General features: G+C 61.2%; 15 protein-coding genes. 11 read left to right on the top strand and 4 right to left on the bottom strand.

Translation table 11 applies throughout. From position 1 onward, the window contains the following. Nucleotides 1–496: 496 nt before the first annotated feature. Nucleotides 497–1,177: an isonitrile hydratase gene (gene inhA / locus CXQ82_RS09990; protein WP_101268378.1), complete on the bottom strand. Its 681-nt coding sequence runs from the start codon at nucleotides 1,175–1,177 to the stop codon at nucleotides 497–499. Nucleotides 1,178–1,267: 90 nt separating this feature from the next. Between inhA and CXQ82_RS09995 the strand changes: the two genes are divergently transcribed. Beyond that, nucleotides 1,268–2,236, top strand: coding sequence for a GlxA family transcriptional regulator (locus tag CXQ82_RS09995; RefSeq protein WP_101268380.1), 969 nt, complete (start codon nucleotides 1,268–1,270; stop codon nucleotides 2,234–2,236). 109 nt (nucleotides 2,237–2,345) lie between these two features. Continuing rightward, the gene (locus CXQ82_RS10000) at nucleotides 2,346–4,553 is read left to right on the top strand and encodes an ATP-binding protein (protein ID WP_101268383.1); all 2,208 of its coding nucleotides are present in this window, start codon (nucleotides 2,346–2,348) and stop codon (nucleotides 4,551–4,553) included. Here CXQ82_RS10000 and CXQ82_RS10005 read toward each other — a convergent pair. The 3 genes from CXQ82_RS10005 to CXQ82_RS10020 all read right to left on the bottom strand — a co-directional run bounded on the left by CXQ82_RS10005 (nucleotide 4,550) and on the right by CXQ82_RS10020 (nucleotide 8,585). Continuing rightward, nucleotides 4,550–5,446: an alpha/beta fold hydrolase gene (locus tag CXQ82_RS10005; protein WP_101268385.1), complete on the bottom strand. Its 897-nt coding sequence runs from the start codon at nucleotides 5,444–5,446 to the stop codon at nucleotides 4,550–4,552. The two genes, CXQ82_RS10000 and CXQ82_RS10005, sit on opposite strands and share 4 nt — an antisense overlap. 519 nt (nucleotides 5,447–5,965) lie before the next feature. Then, nucleotides 5,966–7,792 (bottom strand): glycoside hydrolase family 15 protein, encoded by a 1,827-nt coding sequence (locus tag CXQ82_RS10015; protein WP_101268387.1) that lies wholly within the window; start codon nucleotides 7,790–7,792, stop codon nucleotides 5,966–5,968. Next, the gene (locus CXQ82_RS10020; RefSeq protein ID WP_101268389.1) at nucleotides 7,785–8,585 is read right to left on the bottom strand and encodes a glucose 1-dehydrogenase; all 801 of its coding nucleotides are present in this window, start codon (nucleotides 8,583–8,585) and stop codon (nucleotides 7,785–7,787) included. Before CXQ82_RS10020 ends, CXQ82_RS10015 begins: the two co-directional genes overlap by 8 nt. 254 nt (nucleotides 8,586–8,839) lie before the next feature. On the opposite strand from CXQ82_RS10020, the gene CXQ82_RS10025 reads away from it, so the two are divergent. The 9 genes from CXQ82_RS10025 to CXQ82_RS10065 all read left to right on the top strand — a co-directional run bounded on the left by CXQ82_RS10025 (nucleotide 8,840) and on the right by CXQ82_RS10065 (nucleotide 16,763). Continuing rightward, nucleotides 8,840–9,547, top strand: a complete 708-nt coding sequence (locus tag CXQ82_RS10025) for an HAD family phosphatase (protein ID WP_101268391.1) — start codon at nucleotides 8,840–8,842, stop codon at nucleotides 9,545–9,547. Between the two features lie 25 nt (nucleotides 9,548–9,572). Next, nucleotides 9,573–10,796, top strand: coding sequence for a transaldolase family protein (locus tag CXQ82_RS10030; protein ID WP_101268394.1), 1,224 nt, complete (start codon nucleotides 9,573–9,575; stop codon nucleotides 10,794–10,796). After that, the gene (locus CXQ82_RS10035; protein ID WP_101268396.1) at nucleotides 10,793–11,521 is read left to right on the top strand and encodes a sulfotransferase family protein; all 729 of its coding nucleotides are present in this window, start codon (nucleotides 10,793–10,795) and stop codon (nucleotides 11,519–11,521) included. The genes CXQ82_RS10030 and CXQ82_RS10035 overlap by 4 nt, the downstream gene beginning before the upstream one ends. A 10-nt stretch (nucleotides 11,522–11,531) precedes the next feature. Further along, nucleotides 11,532–12,257 carry an SDR family NAD(P)-dependent oxidoreductase gene (locus CXQ82_RS10040; protein ID WP_101268399.1) on the top strand — a complete coding sequence of 242 codons (726 nt, stop codon included), beginning with the start codon at nucleotides 11,532–11,534 and terminating at the stop codon, nucleotides 12,255–12,257. Then, on the top strand, nucleotides 12,254–13,390 hold the full coding sequence (locus CXQ82_RS10045) for a hypothetical protein (RefSeq protein WP_101268401.1): 1,137 nt from the start codon (nucleotides 12,254–12,256) through the stop codon (nucleotides 13,388–13,390). Before CXQ82_RS10040 ends, CXQ82_RS10045 begins: the two co-directional genes overlap by 4 nt. A gap of 7 nt (nucleotides 13,391–13,397) precedes the next feature. Then, on the top strand, nucleotides 13,398–14,168 hold the full coding sequence (locus CXQ82_RS10050; RefSeq protein ID WP_101268403.1) for a bifunctional 2-polyprenyl-6-hydroxyphenol methylase/3-demethylubiquinol 3-O-methyltransferase UbiG: 771 nt from the start codon (nucleotides 13,398–13,400) through the stop codon (nucleotides 14,166–14,168). Nucleotides 14,169–14,178: 10 nt separating this feature from the next. Next, on the top strand, nucleotides 14,179–15,411 hold the full coding sequence (locus CXQ82_RS10055; RefSeq protein ID WP_101268405.1) for a nitrate/nitrite transporter: 1,233 nt from the start codon (nucleotides 14,179–14,181) through the stop codon (nucleotides 15,409–15,411). Then, on the top strand, nucleotides 15,408–16,022 hold the full coding sequence (gene cysC, locus CXQ82_RS10060; RefSeq protein ID WP_101268407.1) for an adenylyl-sulfate kinase: 615 nt from the start codon (nucleotides 15,408–15,410) through the stop codon (nucleotides 16,020–16,022). Before CXQ82_RS10055 ends, cysC begins: the two co-directional genes overlap by 4 nt. Before the next feature lie 96 nt (nucleotides 16,023–16,118). Beyond that, nucleotides 16,119–16,763, top strand: a complete 645-nt coding sequence (locus CXQ82_RS10065; protein WP_101268408.1) for a CGNR zinc finger domain-containing protein — start codon at nucleotides 16,119–16,121, stop codon at nucleotides 16,761–16,763. The last annotated feature ends 48 nt before the right edge of the window (nucleotides 16,764–16,811 follow it).

Consider the following 16,811-nt stretch of genomic DNA (forward strand, 5'->3'; position numbering starts at 1 on the left):
GAGCGCATTTCTGTAGCAAGCCCGCTTGTTGTGGCGAGCGGGCTTGCCCGCGTTGGGCTGCGTAGCAGCCCCCATCAGATTCACCGCGTTCCTTCAGGAATTACGCGGCGTCAGGTTTTAGGGCCGCTGCGCGCCCCAACGCGGGCAAGCCCGCTCGCCACAGGTATTCACCGCGGGCCTTAGCGACTCCAGCGTGCGCTTGACGGAGATGCTGCGCCCCAACTGATTGCCTGTGTGGCAAGCCCGCTCGCCACAGGCCCGTGATCTCGCCGCGGGCTTTAGCGACTCCAGCGTGCGCTTGGCGGCGATGCCGCGCCCCAATTGATTGCTTGTTGTGGCGAGCGGGCTTGCCCGCGTTGGGCTGCGTAGCAGCCCCATCAGATTCACCGTGTTCCTTCAGGAATTACGCGGGGTCCGGTTTTGGGGCCGCTGCGCGCCCCAACGCGGGCAAGCCCGCTCATCACACAAGCTTGTTCGCCACGGGTATTGCGGTGTGTCAGCCCAACCGTGCAGCCGCCCGTGCGGTGATCTCGCCGCGGACTTTACGCGACTCCAACGTGCGCTTTTTGGCCTCTTCCAGCACATGCGCAGGCGCCGTCTCTGGGCTGCCGGAGTTGAACGGCGGCGCCGGCGCATATTCGATCTGCAACTGCACCAGTTGCGCCGCCGCTTCGCTGTACAGCTCGGCCGCCAGGGTCAGCGCGAAGTCGATGCCGGCGGTGATGCCGCCACCGGTGAACAGGTTGCCGTCGCGCACCACGCGGTCCTGTACCGGGATGGCGCCGAGCGGGGCGAGCATGTCGTGGTAGGCCCAGTGGGTTGTGGCCTTGCGGCCGCGCAGCAAGCCCGCCGCGCCGAGTACCAGCGAGCCGGTGCACACTGAGGTCACGTAGCGCGCGGTGTGTGCCTGGGCCTTGAGGAAGTCCAGGGTCTGCACATCTTCCATCAGCGCGCCGACGCCGGAACCGCCGGGCACGCAGATCACATCCAGGTTCGGGCAGTCGGCATAGGTGGTGGTCGGGGTGAACACCAGGCCGGTGCTGGAAGTAACGGGCGCGAGGTCTTTCCACACCAGGTGCAACTTCACGTCCGGCAGCGAACCGAGCACGTCATAGGGGCCGGTCAGGTCCAGTTGCTGGATGCCGGGGAACAACAGAAAGCCGATCTGCAAGGTCATGAATGAAACTCCAATAAAGGGGTGGACGGCTTCACTCTAGAGGCCTAGGCTTTGGCGAGTACGCCATTGAACCCACAAATCACGCCAATCATGCCCAGACTGATCCACGTGCTTGCTTTCGATAATGCCCAGGTGCTCGACGTGACCGGGCCGTTGCAGGTCTTCGCCTCGGCCAATGACCTGGCGCGCCAGCGCGGTTTGCCGCTGCCTTACGCCGTCAACGTGATCGCCGACCAGGCCGAGCCGGTGATGACCTCCGCCGGCCTGGCGCTGGTGGCGCAGCCGTTGCCCGCCGCCGATGCGCCCTGTGACACCTTGGTCATCGCCGGCGGCTGGGGCGTGTATGGCGCTGCCGAAGACCTGTCGTTGGTGGACTGGGTGCGCGAAAAAGCCCGGCACTCGCGGCGCATGACCTCGGTGTGCACCGGCGCCTTCCTGCTCGCTGCCAGCGGTTTGCTCGATGGCTGCCGCGTCGCCACCCACTGGACCCGTTGCGAAGAACTTGCGCACAAGTTTCCCGCGCTGACGGTGGAAGCCAACCCGATCTTTATCCAGCAAGGCTCGGTGTGGACCTCCGCCGGTGTCACCGCCGGCATCGACCTGTGCCTGGCTCTGGTCGAGGAAGACCTGGGCCGCGCCGTGGCTCTGGAAGTGGCGCGGCACCTGGTGGTGTTCCTCAAGCGCCCCGGTGGCCAGTCGCAGTTCAGCGTGACCCTGGCCCTGCAAAAGGGCGGCAGCCGCTTCGCCGAATTGCACGCCTGGGTCGCCGAAAACCTCACCCTCGACCTGAGCATTGCAACCCTGGCCGCCCAGGCGGGCATGAGCGAGCGCAGCTTCGTGCGCCACTACCGCGCCGAAACCGGCCAGACCCCCGCGCGCGCCGTTGAACTGATCCGCGTGGAAACCGCGCGCCGCCAGTTGGCGGACAGCACGGCATCAATCAAGCGCATCGCCGTGCAGTGCGGTTTCGGCTGTGAAGAGACCTTGCGCCGCAGCTTTGTGCGCGCCCTGGAAGTTACGCCCCAGGCCTACCGCGAGCGCTTCTGCGAGCCGGTTTAAACGAAAACGTACACAGTTGAACCAAGGTGCTATGTTGCCTGACTACCTGCCGCAGTCAGCTCTCAGTACTGCGCCGCTACTCCCTCCGCCCCCCGGCGTGACATTGCCCATGAAACCATTGACTGCCACCGGCGCCGACCTCAGGGACGACTGCGCCAGCGAGCCTATTCATATTCCTGGCGCGATCCAGCCCCATGGCGTGTTGTTGACCCTCAGCGAGCCGACACTGGTGGTGCTGCAGGCCAGCGCCAACATCAATACCGAACTGGGCCTGGGCACCGCGTCGGTGACCGGCCAGGCGCTGGGCAGCTTGATTGGCGAAGCGGCGCTGGCCCAGGTGCGGCTGGCCCTTGCGGACCTGGATGCGGATGAGGACGAGCAGCATCAAGTCACCCTAAAAGGTGCGCTGTACGACGCCTTGCTGCACCGCCACCAAGGGCTGTTGTTTCTGGAGCTGGAGCGCGCCGTGATACCCCAGCATGCGGCAGCCCTGCACGTCGCCCGCACCTTGCGCCGCCTGCAATCAGCGAAGACCCTCGATGGGCTGTACCAGATCTGTGTCACTGAAATCCGTGCATTGACCGGCTATGACCGGGTCACCCTGTACCGTTTCGAACAGGAAGGGCACGGCAAGGTGATCGGCGAATCCCTGAGCGACGGCATGCAGCCTTACCTGGGCTTGTGTTTCCCGGCGTCGGACATCCCGCCCCAGGCCCGCGAACTCTACCGGCTGAACTGGATCCGTGTGATTCCCGACGCTGTCTATACGCCGGTGCCGATCCTGCCGGCCCTGCGCCCGGATACCGGCCAGGCTCTGGACCTCAGCTTCGCGGTGCTGCGCAGTGTCTCGCCGGTGCACTGCCATTACTTGAAAAACATGGGCGTGCGCTCCTCGATGAGCATCTCCTTGATCAAGGATGACCAGCTCTGGGGCCTGATCACCTGTGGCCACCGCGAGCCTTTGCGCGTGCCCCATGAGTTACGCACGGCCTGCACCAGCGTCGGCCAGTTCCTGTCGATGCAGATCACCTTGCTTCAGGAGCAGGAGGCGCGGCGTCAGCAGTTGGAAAAGACCGTCATGATCGAGGCGTTGGCCAGCGCCATGGCGTTGGACACCTGCGATGTGATGGAGAGCTTGCGCCCGCACGCCCAGACGTTACTGGACCTGACGGCGGCAAGCGGGCTGGCGATTCTGGTGGAAGAGCGTTTGCATCGCTTTGGCGTGTGCCCCGGCGAAGATGAAATTCGCGCCCTCTACCCCTGGATCCGGCAACAGGAAAAAGGTGTGGTTGCCAGTCACCAACTGGGCGCGGACTTTGCGCCGGCCGCTGCCTATGAAGGCATCGCCAGTGGCCTGTTGGCATTTCGCCTGCCTAAGCCGGTGGACAACGCGGTGATGTGGTTCCGTCCCGAGGTGAAGACGACGGTGCATTGGAGCGGTGAGCCGATAAAATCCCGCGAAGCCGGCACCGCTTCACTGAGCCCGCGCCAGTCGTTTGAATTGTGGAAGCAGCAAGTCGACGGCAAGGCGCAGCAGTGGTCGACCTCGGAAATACTCGCGGTGGAGAGCCTGCGCCGTAACGCCCTCGAGCATGACCTGGCGCGCCAGGTGCAGCGCGAGCATGCCGCCGTGCGCGCACGGGATGAGCTGGTGGCGGTGGTGTCCCATGACCTGCGCAGCCCGTTGACCATCCTGCTGATGCAATGCGGCATGATGCGCAAGTTGGTGCCCGCCGAAGAAACCCAGGCCAACCGGCGCCTGACCACGGCGATTGAAACCATGCAGACCGCCACGTCGCGCATGAATACGTTGCTCGAAGACCTGATCGATATTTCGCGCATCGAGGCCGGGCACTATCGGGTGGCCCTGCAACCGCTGGAGGTAGACGCGACCCTCGACCAACTCGGCTTGATGTGGCACCCGCTGGCGGCGGCCAAGGGCATCAATCTGACGTGGCGCGCGCAGCCGCAGTTGCGTATCCAGGCCGACCCGGAGCGGTTGTTCCAGGTGTTTTCCAACCTGCTCGGCAATGCCCTCAAGTTCACCGGCCTGGGGGGCGCCATCGAAGTGATCGCTCAAGCGGCAGACGACGAAGTACTGTTTCGCGTCTGCGACAATGGCGTGGGCATCGGTGCGGCGCAACTGCCCTACATCTTCGAGCGCTACTGGACCTCCCGCGAGGGCAACCCCAACGGCAGCGGCCTGGGTTTGTATATTTCCCACGGCATCATCCAGGCCCACGGCGGCACGCTCTGGGCCGAAAGCGTGGCGGGGCAGGGCAGTGTGTTCAGCTTCAGGCTTGCGGCCGCGGTTTAGGGCCGTTCGAGCAGCTCACAGATTGCCGCCAGGGTAGCTTGCGGCGCCTCCTGGGGAATATTGTGGCCCACGCCGGGCAACACCTGGCGCCGGTAAACGCCGCTGAAGTGTTCCACATCGTCATCCTCTTGCGGTGGCGGGCCCACGCCGTCATCGGCGCCACACAGCGAAATGCTCGGCACCGAAATCGGCGGTTGCCGCGCTAGGGCCTGCTCGATGGCTTCCAGCGTCGGGTCGCCGGGGGCATACATGAAGCGGTGGCGATAGGAGTGAATCACCACTTCGACAAAATCCGGGTTATCGAACGACGGCGCGGTCTGCCCATACAGGCGCGGCCCCTCGGTCCAGGTGGGCGACCACAGTGACCAGAGCAATTCACACAGCTCGCGGCGGTTGGCGGTCAGTCCGTCCACGCCGCGCTGGGTGTGGAAGTAGAACTGATACCACAGCCGATGCTCGGTTTCCGGCGCGCGTGGCTTGAGGGATTTTGCGATGTTCTGGATGTTGTAGCCATCGCCGGTCACCAGGCCGCGCACTCGCTCGGGCCACAATGCCGCGACAATGCACGCGGCGCGGCCGCCCCAGTCATAGCCGGCAAGCGTGGCCTGGGGGATCGCCAACGCGTCCATGAAATCCAGCAAATCCTTGGCCAGCGCCGCCTGTTGGCCGGAACGCATGACCTGCTCGTTGATGAACCGCGTCGGGCCGTAGCCGCGCAGGTAGGGGACCAGAACCCGGTAGCCGCGTTCGGCCAACTGCGGGGCGATTTCGTCGTAGCTGCGTGGGTCGTAGGGGAAGCCGTGCAGCAGGATGACCGGTTCGCCGTGGGTGGGGCCGTGGGTTTCGTAGGCAATGTTGAGCATGGGGGTGGGGGTGTAGAGCAGGGTGGTCATGGTGGGGTCCTGTCTAGGGGGCTGCTGGAACTCTAGCTGAAACGGATGACGGGCCTTGGGTGTATTGAAGGCAGTGGGCTTACATGTCTAGGGGGGGAATGCGATCCAAATGTGGGAGGGGGGTGATGCTTGTAGCGGTTTGTCGGTGTACATATCCGTTATTTAGGTAACGGCGGCTTATGGTTCCGCTCTTACAGCGGGTCACTTTTGGCAAACGCCCCAAAAGTAACCAAAAGGTCTTCGCCCCAACACTCGGCACCTCGCTTAGGCTCGGTGTGCCCGCACGCAGGCTTGAATCCGTGGGCCGCCGCGATGGGCCATCCTTGGCCCAGCGCGGCTAACCCGGCGTCCTGCCGGGTTACCCACGGATTCAAGCCTGCGTGCGGCCAGCGTGTTTGACGGGGCGCCTAAAATCAAAAGCAAGAGCGCGGCGGCCTTAGAGCCGACCGGTTTTGTGCGTGTCGCACCGCCCCTCCCACATTTGGATCTCCATGCATCAGGTGAGCCGCAGCTGGCTTTTCAGGGCTGCCAGGTAGTCTTTTCTCCGCTGAGTTTGCGGTCCAGGAATGTCGCCGCGCTGATCAGCGCCAAGTGGCTCAACGCCTGTGGCGTGTTGCCCAGGTGGCGGGCCTGGCTGTCGAATTCTTCGGCGTAGAGGCCCAGCGGGTTGGCGTAGCGCAGCAGTTGTTCGAATTCGAGGTGGGCCTTTTCCACTTGTCCGGCGCGGGCCAGGCATTCGACGTACCAGAATGAGCACGCCGCGAACGCGCCTTCGGTGCCTTGCAGGCCGTCAATCGGGTTGTCGTCGTTGCGGTAGCGGTAGACCATGCCGTCGCGCACCAGGCTTTTCTGGATGGCTTCCAGGGTCGACAGCCAGCGCGGGTCGGTGGCGGCGACGAAGCGCACCAGGGGCATCAGCAACATCGAGCCGTCGAGGGCGGTGCTGCCGATATGTTGCACAAAATGCCCGCGTTCTTCGTTCCAGAAGTTGCTCCAGATGTCGGCGTAGATCGCCTGGCGCGTCTGGTCCCAGCGTGCAAACGGCGCCGGCAGTGAGCGCTTGTACGCCAGGCGGATGGCGCGGTCCAGGGCCACCCAGCACATCAGCCGCGAATGCAGGAAGTGATGCTGCTCGCCGCGCATTTCCCAGATACCCACGTCCTTCTGGTTCCAGACTTCGCAGACCTGGTCGGCGACTTCCACCGTGTGTTTCCAGCCTTCGTGGGAGATGGCCTCGCCGTATTTGTTGACCAGGTACACCGCGTCCATCAGTTCGCCGTAGATATCCAGCTGGATCTGGTCCACCGCCTCATTGCCGATGCGCACTGGTGTGGCGCCGCCATGGCCGCTGAGGTGGTCCAGGGTGGTCTCGGGCAGCTCCTGGCGCCCGTCGATGCCGTACAGGATGTTGATCTTGGTCGGCTGGCCGCAGCAGTCACTGACTCGGCCTTTGAGCCAGCGCATATAGGCGTTGGCCTCGTCGATAAAACCCAGGCGCATAAAGGCGTAGACGGTAAACGAAGCGTCGCGGACCCAGGTGTAGCGGTAGTCCCAGTTGCGCTCGCCGCCGGGAGTTTCCGGTAGGCCGAAGGTTGCGGCGGCGATGATTGCGCCATGTTTGCGCGAGGTCAGCAGCTTGAGGGCCAGGGCCGAGCGGTTGACCATTTCACGCCAGCGCCCGCGATAGTTCGATTGCGCGATCCAGCCGCGCCAGTACTTCAAGGTGTGTGCCAGCGCCAGGTCGGTACAGCCGTTGTCCACCCGTTCATCCTCGAGGCCGCCCAGCACAAACTCGGCATCTTCCTCCTGGCCCAGCACAAAGCTGGCGACGGCGGCGGCGTCCTTGATCTGCAGCGGGTGGCTGCTGGACAGACGCAGGCCGGGCTGGCCGTCTGCGTTGAAGCACACGGTGCCGTTATCCAGGGTCGCAACGGTGGGTATGCGTGCATAGTCGTGGCGCACAGCGCAGCGCAGGTGAATGCTGGCCTTGCCGCTGACCACGCGCACTCGGCGGATCAGCAGGGGCAGGTCATCGGGTTCTTCGCTGATGGCCAGCAGGTCGGTGATTTCCACCACGGCCTCATCGCTGAGCCAGCGGGTTTGCAGCACATTGGTGTCGGGCAGGTAGATCTGTTCGCGTCGGGCGTTGGGCAGGTCCGGGGTGAGTTGAAACGTCCCGGCCTCGGGGGAGTCGAGCAGCGCGCAGAAGATCGAGGGGCTGTCGAATTCCGGCCAGCAGTAAAAGTCGATGCTGCCTTTGTCATTCACCAGGGCGGCGCTGCGCATGTCGCCAATGATGCCGTGGGCATCGATGGCGCTTTGTGGCTCGTTGTTCAAATCAACCATTGTCACGAAACTCCGGGTAAAGGCTCATGCCGCCATCAATAAACAAGGTGCTGCCCACCACATAGTCGGAGGCATCACTGGCCAGCCACACCACGGCGTTGGCCACGTCTTGCACATCGCCGACACGGCCGTAGGGAATCAACTTCAGCAGTGCCTGTTCGGCTGCGCCCTCGGTGGCTGCGCGATTGATCGCAGTACGAATCGCCCCGGGTGCAATGCCATTGATGCGGATGCGCTGCTCGCTGACTTCCTGGGCCAGGGTGCGCATCAGCATCTCCACGCCGCCCTTGGACGCCGCGTAGTTCACATGCCCGGCCCAGGGGATCAGTTGGTGCACCGAGCTCATGTGAATGATTTTGCCGGCGGCCCGTGACACCCCTTCACGCAGCCCCTGGCGTTGGAAAATACGCACCGCCGCCCGGGCGCAGAGGAATTGGCCGGTGAGGTTGACGCCGATCACGCTATTCCAGTCGTCGAGGGTCATGTCGACCAGCGCGGCGTCCTTCTGCATACCGGAGTTGGCCACCAGGATGTCCAGGTGGCCGAAGGCATCGAGGGTCTGCGCAAACAGGCGTTCTACGTCGGCTTCTTTAGAGACGTCGGCAGCGATGGCAATCGCCCGGCCGCCCTCGGCATTGATCTGCTCGGCCAGGGCTTCGGCCGGCGCGGCCTGGCGGTTGTAATTCAGCACCACGGCAGCGCCCGCCTGCGCCAGGGCCTTGGCTGCACCGGCACCGATTCCGGAACTGGCGCCCGTCACCAGGGCCACTTGTTGCTCCAACGAAATTCGCATTGCTCACCCAGCCTTAAATTCGTGAGTTCAGTCAGCTGACTGGCCGCGCGCAATGGAAGTTCACCGGTGTGATTTTAGCGACTACAACCATGGTGATAAATGGAATAAAAGAATAATAATAAATAACCATAAGATACTAAAAAACCGATCAAAAGCGTTTGACAGGGTTTTTTGCCGCGTGTCTTATAGGCACACCTCAGCCCGCTCCGTTGGTAGTTCGGAAGTCATCGCGGGGCCTTTTAAAAGAGAAAGTTATGTGCCTTTCGGCCGTTCAAGGAGAATTACCAGACCAGGAAAAGTCGCCGGCCTATAACGGCTTGCCAAAGTTGGTGATCTTCGATTGCGACGGTGTACTTGTGCAAAGCGAAGAGATCACCTTGTCTGTGTTGATCAGCCTGCTGAATGCCCGTGCATCGGGCAACTTTAAACTTGATGAAGCGCTGTTTATCGAGCGTTTTCGTGGGCGCAAGATTGCTGATTGTTTGGGCGAAGCCGAACAGTTATTGAATCTTGAACTGGGCAGCCAGTTCGAGGCGGACTTTAGAGCCCAGGCGCTGCAGGCGTTGACGCTTAATTTGAAAGCCACCGACGGCATGCTGGAAGTGTTACAGGCATTGGATATTCCTTATTGCGTAGCCTCGAGTGCGCCGCGCAACAAGATAGAACATTGCTTGAGTGTTGCCGGGCTGCTCTCTTATTTCGATGGGCGAATATTCAGTTGTTATGAATTGGGCCGTTGGAAACCCGATCCTCTGGTGTTTTTGACCGCCTGTGACCGCTACAACATAGCGGTTGGCGATGCCCTGGTTATTGAAGACAGTGTGGCTGGTATCCAGGCGGCGGTGGCCGCGAATATTAAAGTGTTGGGTTTTGCTCCTGTCGAGCGGCATTCGTTGTTGGCCGAGGCCGGCGCCTTAACGTTTTCTGATATGCGTGAATTGTTGACCCTTATTAATAATTAGCGAACTTCCTCAGGGAGGAGGCGTTGTGAACACACTCGGTTATATAGAACGGTTAAAACGCAATGACCCATCTTCAGAGGTGTGGTGGGACTCATCAACCGTGGTGTACGCGCCCTATAAAAGGCACTTGCTGGATAAGTACCCGGCAGCGGCAGCCCACATAGAACAGCTGATGCCGGACGCATTCTCGCCGGCCAGAGGGTTTTGCAGTGTCACCACCAACCCGCGGCTGGTGACCGCCGTTATTCTCGAAAAACGCGAGTACTGGGCGTCGAGATTTAACCTGGCGAGCCTGTCCCCCGCCGAGTTGCGCAAGAAGCTGTACAACGAAGTCATCACTGAAGGCGCCACTGCACTGGCACCGCTGTGGGTGCAATCGGCCCAGGCCGAGGGGTGGATCTGCGCCCAGGTCGACCCTGTGGATGTGCGCTGCGCCGAACGCATGACTGCCCGGGGGCTGGAGCTGCGACAGCTGGCGCCAAACGTGATGGTCAAGGTGCCGGGCAGCCTGGAAGGGATGTCGACCATCGAAGACCTGGTGGCCCAGGGCAGCTCGGTGAATATCACGTTCTGCTTTACGGTTTCCCAGTTCCAGGCCGGTATCCAGGCGATAGAACGGGGCCTGGCCAGCGCGCAGCGCAACGGTGTCGACACCCGCCACTGCAAATACGTGATCACCTTCATGATCGGGCGTTTGGCCTGCCAGCCGGAGTTTGCGCTGCAGGCGGCAGAACGTGGCCTGGCGCTGGATTGCGAAGAGCTGCGCTGGGCCGAACTGATGATTTACCAACAGATCCAGGCGCTGGTCGCGGCCTCGACCGTGCCGGTCAAAACCCTGCTTTCCAGTATAAAAATCGATATCGACGAGCGCGGCAACAAACACTGCTGGCACCTGGAAAAAACCGGTCAGCGTGCCACTTGCTACACCTTGACGCCGGACGTGGTGGAGTTCCTGATCGAGCGCGAAAGCCACGGCAAGCCAGTCGTGCCGGCGACCGAGCCACTGCAGGTGCCGCCAGCGACCTTCGCCAAGTTGATCCGCATCCCGTATTTCTGCGAAGCGTATTTCATCGACAGCATCGAGCCGTACGACTTCGGCAACCATGAGGCATTTATCAACGCCTGCAACGAAGCCAACAGCGCCCACCGGCGCCTGGCGGACTACTGCGTTCGTCTCTGCCCGGTGACAAAACCGTTCAAGCGTTCCCTCAACGCACTGCTGGCGGCCGAATTCGGGGTGATCGCATGAACCGGATGGTTGGGTTATGGGCGCACCCACGCTCGCGCTCTACCGTGTTGGAGCGGGTGTTTATCGAACGTGGGGATTTCGAGGTGTTCCACGAGCCGTTCGCCCACATGGCGTTTTCCGCGGATTCGGCGATCCCTTCGGATGAATGGGACGACAGTTTGCCCACTACGTATTCGGGCATAAAGGAACACTTGCTGGCGGCCAAACAACGCACCAATGTTTTTCATAAAGACATGTGCTACCACTGCCTGGATGACTTGAAAGTTGATCTGGAGTTTCTGGCGCAGCAGGACAATATCTTTCTGATTCGCGAACCGGCCAGCAGTATTATTTCCCACCACCGCGTACACCCGGATATGCCGATGCAGGCCATTGGGCATAAAGCCTTATATGACATCTTTTGTGTGGTGACAAAACTCACCGGCAAAGTGCCGTATGTGATCAATGCGGATGATCTTGCCGCTGAGCCAGAACGGGTTATGCGTAAACTCTGTGATTATTTGGATATCGAGTTTCTCCCGCACGCCATGACTTGGAAGCGCGAGTGTCCGCCCCAGTGGAAAACCTGGAGAAGTTGGCACGTGGCCGCCGAGAACAGTGAGCGAATTATTTCGCCGCCGAACCAACACATCGATATGCAAGCACTCGACCAGCATCCGAAGTTAAGGGCGTTGTACGAATACCATCGGACGTATTACGCGCGTATGAACGAATTTTGCCAATAAGGATTGTTGTATGAAAAAGTTGATTGTGACCGGCGCGGCCAATGGCATTGGCCGGGCGACTGTAGAACAAGCGATCCAGGACGGCTATTTCGTTATTGCTGCTGATAAGGATGCGCAGGGCCTTGAAGCGTTACAACACCGTTATACGACGGATGTGTTGGAAACCCACGTTGCCGACTTCGCGGATAACGCGGTGATCAAGGGTTTTATTCCAGCGTTGTATGAACGCCACGCGACGATTTATGCCTTGGTGAATAACGCCGGTATTTACCATGGCAAAAGTGTCTATGCCTATTCCGACGAGCAAGTCGATGAAATCCTCAATGTGAACCTCAAGGCACTGGTTTATCTGTCCAAGGACTTCGCCGAACGCGAAATCAAGCACGAAGCCCCGCGCAGCATCGTCAATATCGCCTCGGTGGCGGGGGAGGTGGGCAGCTGTGATGCCCTCTACGGTGCCACCAAGGCGGCAGTTATCGGCCTGACCAAGGCCAATGCCTGGAATTTCGCGCCGTTTGTGCGGGTAAACGCCGTGTCCCCGGCGCTGATTCATGACACCGCGATCTACGCCACCATTCCCGAGTACCGGCGCGCCGAGTACGCGCGCCAGGAAATCCTCAACGAGCCTATCCGGCCCAGCGGCGTCGCCGAGGTGATCTTGCTGCTGGTCGGTGAGGGCATGCGCCACATGACCGGTAAGGTCATACCGGTCGACAACGGAGCCTACCCGCGATGAGCGATTCGGGGCGCAAGAAAAAACTGCTGCTGGTGGGCGCCGGCAACCTGTGCCTGCAGATCCTGAAGATTCTCGGGCCGAAAAATGCCTTCGAGTTTGTGGTGCTGGGCCGCAATGAGGAGGCAACGCTGCGGCTATGCAACCTGGTGGCGCTGTCGTGCGCGCAGTTGGGGCAGGTGATTGCGATCAAGCCGGTGATCGCCGACTTGACGGATATCGGCAAGGTCACGCGCGTGCTGCGTGAGGAAGCGCCGGATATGTTGGTGAACTGTGCGTCGTTGCAGTCATGGCGGGTTATCAACGGGTTACCCAAGCTCACGTTCGAGCAACTCGACCAGGCGCAGTTCGGCCCCTGGCTGCCGATGCACCTGACGTTGATGCATAGCCTGATGCAGGCGGTGAAGGCCTCCGGGATTGCACTCAAAACCGTGAATGCGGCCTTTCCCGATGCGGTCAACCCGATCCTGGCCCGGGTCGGCCTGGCGCCGGATATCGGCGTGGGCAATGTGGCGAACTTGATCCCGGCCACGCGTTTTGCCATTGCGCGGCTGCTGGAATGTTCACCCACCGACGTGCAGGTGCAACTGTATGCCCAGCATTATTTCAGCCACTACGTACCGCGCGGCGGGTTGCCTGCGCATGCCAGCTACCGCCTGTTGTATGAGGTGCGCGACAGGCCGCAGGCACACCGTCTGCCGGCCGAGGTGATTTTTTCCACGGTAAAGACCGAGTTCTGTCGCCTGGGCGGCATCGATGGGCAGTTCCTCACGGCCTGTTCGGCGGTCACCGTGATCGAAGGGCTGTTTTCGCCCACCCCGGTGCTGGTGCATGCCCCCGGCCCCCTTGGCCTGCCGGGCGGGTATCCGGTGCGGCTGCAGGACGGGCGCATCGAGGTGCAGTTCTCCGAGGCGTGCCCGCAGGAGGAGGCGGTGCGCATCAATAGCATCTGCCAGAGCCATGACGGTATCGACGAAATCCATTGCGATGGATCGGTCACCTACAACCCGCAGTGCATGGCCGTAATGCAAGCAATGCTGGGGTATTCGAAGACCACCATGTCGATCGAGCAGTCCGCCGATTTTGCCCGCGAATTGGCGAGCAAGTATTCCGCCTTTAAAAATTCAACCTGGTAGGTGTGTGATGAATCAGATGTCAGGGCGCAAGCACCACGAAGTGGCCAGTTATTCCGCGCAATACTCGGCGGATTTCGTCGAGCGTTGGGATGAGTTGATCGATTGGGACAAACGCAAGGCCGGCGAGGATGGCTTTTTTGAACGGCTGCTACGCGAGCACGGCGTGCGCTCGGTGATCGATGTGTCGACCGGCAGTGGCTTCCATGCGGTCCAGCTCAAGCAGGCCGGTTTCGAGGTGGTGGCCACGGACGGCAGCAGCACGATGCTGACCAAGGCACGCGCAAATTTCCGCCAGCGCGGGCTGGAAATCGAATCCCACTACATGGAGTGGCTGGCGCTCGACCCGAGCGTGCTGGGGCAGTTCGATGCGGTGGTATGCCTGGGCAGTTCGCTGTGCCATGTGTTTGCCGCCCATGACCGCCTCAGAGTGTTGGAAAAATTCAGGGCATTGCTCAAGCCGGGCGGCTTGCTGATTGTGGATCAACGCAACTTCTTTGCCATTCGCGCGGGCAACTTCAAGGCCAGCGGCAATTACTACTACTGCGGCACGAATGCGTCCGTGAGCCTGGGGCAGGTCGACCAGCAGTTGTGTGAGTTCATCTACACCTTTGATGACACCGAGCAGTATCGGCTGAAGGTGTATCCGTTGCTGCCGGGTGAGTTGGCCACGGAAGTGCTCGCATCGGGGTTTTCAGCGCACGAGAGCTACGGCGATTTCCAGCGTGACTACGACATGATGAATTGCGATTTCATCATCCACACCGCACGCGCCATTTAAGGGGACGAGCATGAGCACACTCGTACAAAGCCCCCCGCGCACTATGGACAGCGTGGTGCTGGCGGTGGTGTTGACCGGCTTCGTGGCCAGCACCTATGGCTTCGGCGTTTACCTGTTCGCCAACCTGGTGGTGGACATGCGCCGGGACATCGGTTTCGACTACACCACGGTGGGCGTGATCACCGGCGGCGCGCAGATCGGCTTCCTGCTGTTTTCATCGGTCACAAGTGTCATCAGCCGGTATTTCGAGGGCTGGAAAATCAGCCTGGTGTCCACGCTGATGACGTCCCTGGCGTTGCTGGGGCTGAGTGTCAGCGACAGCATCTGGGTGTCCGGTGCGCTGTTGATTCTGCTCGGCGGCTGCTCGGCGTCGGTGTATATCCCGCTGGCGGAAATCGTTACCAAGGGCTTCAGCCCGGGTAACCGCTCGCGGGTCATGGGGCTGATCTCCAGTGGCACCAGCTATGGGGTGTTTATCAATGGCTTGCTGGTGTCGTTCCTCACCCTGCATGGCGGCTGGCGTTCTATCTGGCTGACCGCCGGGCTGATCTCGGTGGCCCTGTGCCTGGTGGCGTGGTTTCTGTTGCGCACGATGGCGGCCGGCCAGGACATGGGGTTTTCCGGCGCGCGCTCGGCGGTCGTAGGCAGCGACAGGCCCTGGCTGAGCCGTTCGCTGTACTTGACCTGGGCTATCGCGTTTCTCAATGGCATGGCGTTGCTGCCGTTCCAGACTTACCTCGCGCCGTTCCTTCGAGACGAGTTGGGCGTGTCGGTGCAGGACACCGGGTTTATCTGGACTACCCTTGGCGCCGTGGGCATGGCCTCGGGCTTCCTGGTGGGGTGGATTGCCGACAAGGTCGGGGTGCGGGCGTCGCTGGCAATGTGCTTTCTGAGTGCCGGGCTGGCTGCCGCGCTGGTGTTCCGCTTCAACAGCCTCCCGCTGTTTTATCTGGCGGCGTTTTTGTTTGCGCTGGCGTTTTACCCGATCTTCGGGCTGGTCCCCAGCTACATCGGGCAAATTGTGCCGGTCAACCGCCTGACCCAGGCGTTCGGCATCGCCAATGTGCTGATTGGCCTGGGCGGCGTGTGCGGTAACTTCCTGGGCGGTTTTTCCAAGGACCTGACCGGGTCGTTCTCGACGGTCTATTGGGTGGTGGCGCTGTTGCTGTTCGGGCAATGCGTGATGGTCTTCATGTTGGGTAAACAGCCGGTGTCGGCAACCGAAGAGGGTGAGCGGCCATGAGTCATTTTGCGCACAGTCCAAACCAGAACCTGCATGCATTTGCGTTCAGCCATTTACGCGCCGAACGGTCGCCCCTGCAGCAAAAGCCCCTGGTCATCTGGATGACCGGCATCTCGGCCTCCGGCAAGTCGACCATCGCCGATGCGCTGGACATCGCCCTGCAGGCACAAGGGCGGTTGACCAGCATTATTGACGGTGACTCGGTGCGCGGCGGCTTGTGCCGGGACCTGGGGTTTACCGACAGCGATCGGGACGAGAACATCCGGCGTGTCGCGGAAGTCGCGCGCTTGATGCTGGAGGCCGGGCTGGTGGTGATCGTGGCGCTGATCTCGCCGTCAGCGGCCAGCCGGCATTACGCGCGCTCCATCATCGGCAATGAGTTTTTTGTTGAAGTGCATGTGGATGCGCCGCTGGAAACTGCCGAACAGCGCGACCCCAAAGGCTTGTATAAAAAGGCCCGCGCGGGGTTGATCAAGCATTTCACCGGCATTGATTCCGCCTACGACCTGCCGGTTTTTCCGGAAGTGCACTTGGATACCCAGGCGCTGTCGGTTGAACAGTCTGTCGAGACCATTCTGGATTGGGTCGCCCGCCGCGACGATCACCCGTAGCCGTTGGTCTTTGCGCCGGTTTGCCAATATCTGCACTTTGAGAAAACAAGGTACTCTGCGCCATCGCCGCAAGACCGCGTTTTTCAAGGAGCAGTCATGACGCATTTTACGGGCACTGCAAAATCGATCCGTCTGATTGGCGGGGCCCGGGTACTGGACTTTATCAACACCACCAACGGCCGGCGCCCCGGCACTGCGCTGAAGGTATTAGAGGAGCGGCTTACCAGCTTTCAGTTCTTCTTTGAGTGGGCGCTGCATGCATCATTGATCTCGGCCCAAGAGTTCGATGACTACAAGCCAATGGTGTTTGAGTCACCTATTTCCTACCAGCCGAACCTGGACGCCATTCTTGCGTTCAGGGAGTGCCTGTATGCGGTGCTTTACCCGTTGTCGATGCACCAGGCCGCGCCTGCTGCGGCCTTGCAGCAGATCAACCGGACATTCCAGCAGGGCGTCACCTGGCGGGTGTTGCATTCGGTGGATGGGCGGCCTGCCTGGGCGTGGAACCCCTGCACCTCGGCGCAGGCGTTGACCGAAATGCTGCTGGGGCGCCTGGCCATCGAAGCAACGCAGATGTTGCTGTCCGGTGATCTGCATGCGTTGCGGAGTTGCGGCGATACCGATTGCGATTGGGTGTTTTTGGATGTTTCCAAGAACAAACAGCGCAAATGGTGCCAGATGAGCGTGTGCGGCAGCCGGAAGAAACTCAGCCGTCTCAAACAGGTGGCTGGCCAACCCTAGTTGCGACGCAAGACCATCGGCGACGGGTAGCAATTGCTCCACTTAATA

It is taken from the genome of Pseudomonas sp. S09G 359, from assembly GCF_002843605.1.
Lineage (GTDB): Bacteria > Pseudomonadota > Gammaproteobacteria > Pseudomonadales > Pseudomonadaceae > Aquipseudomonas.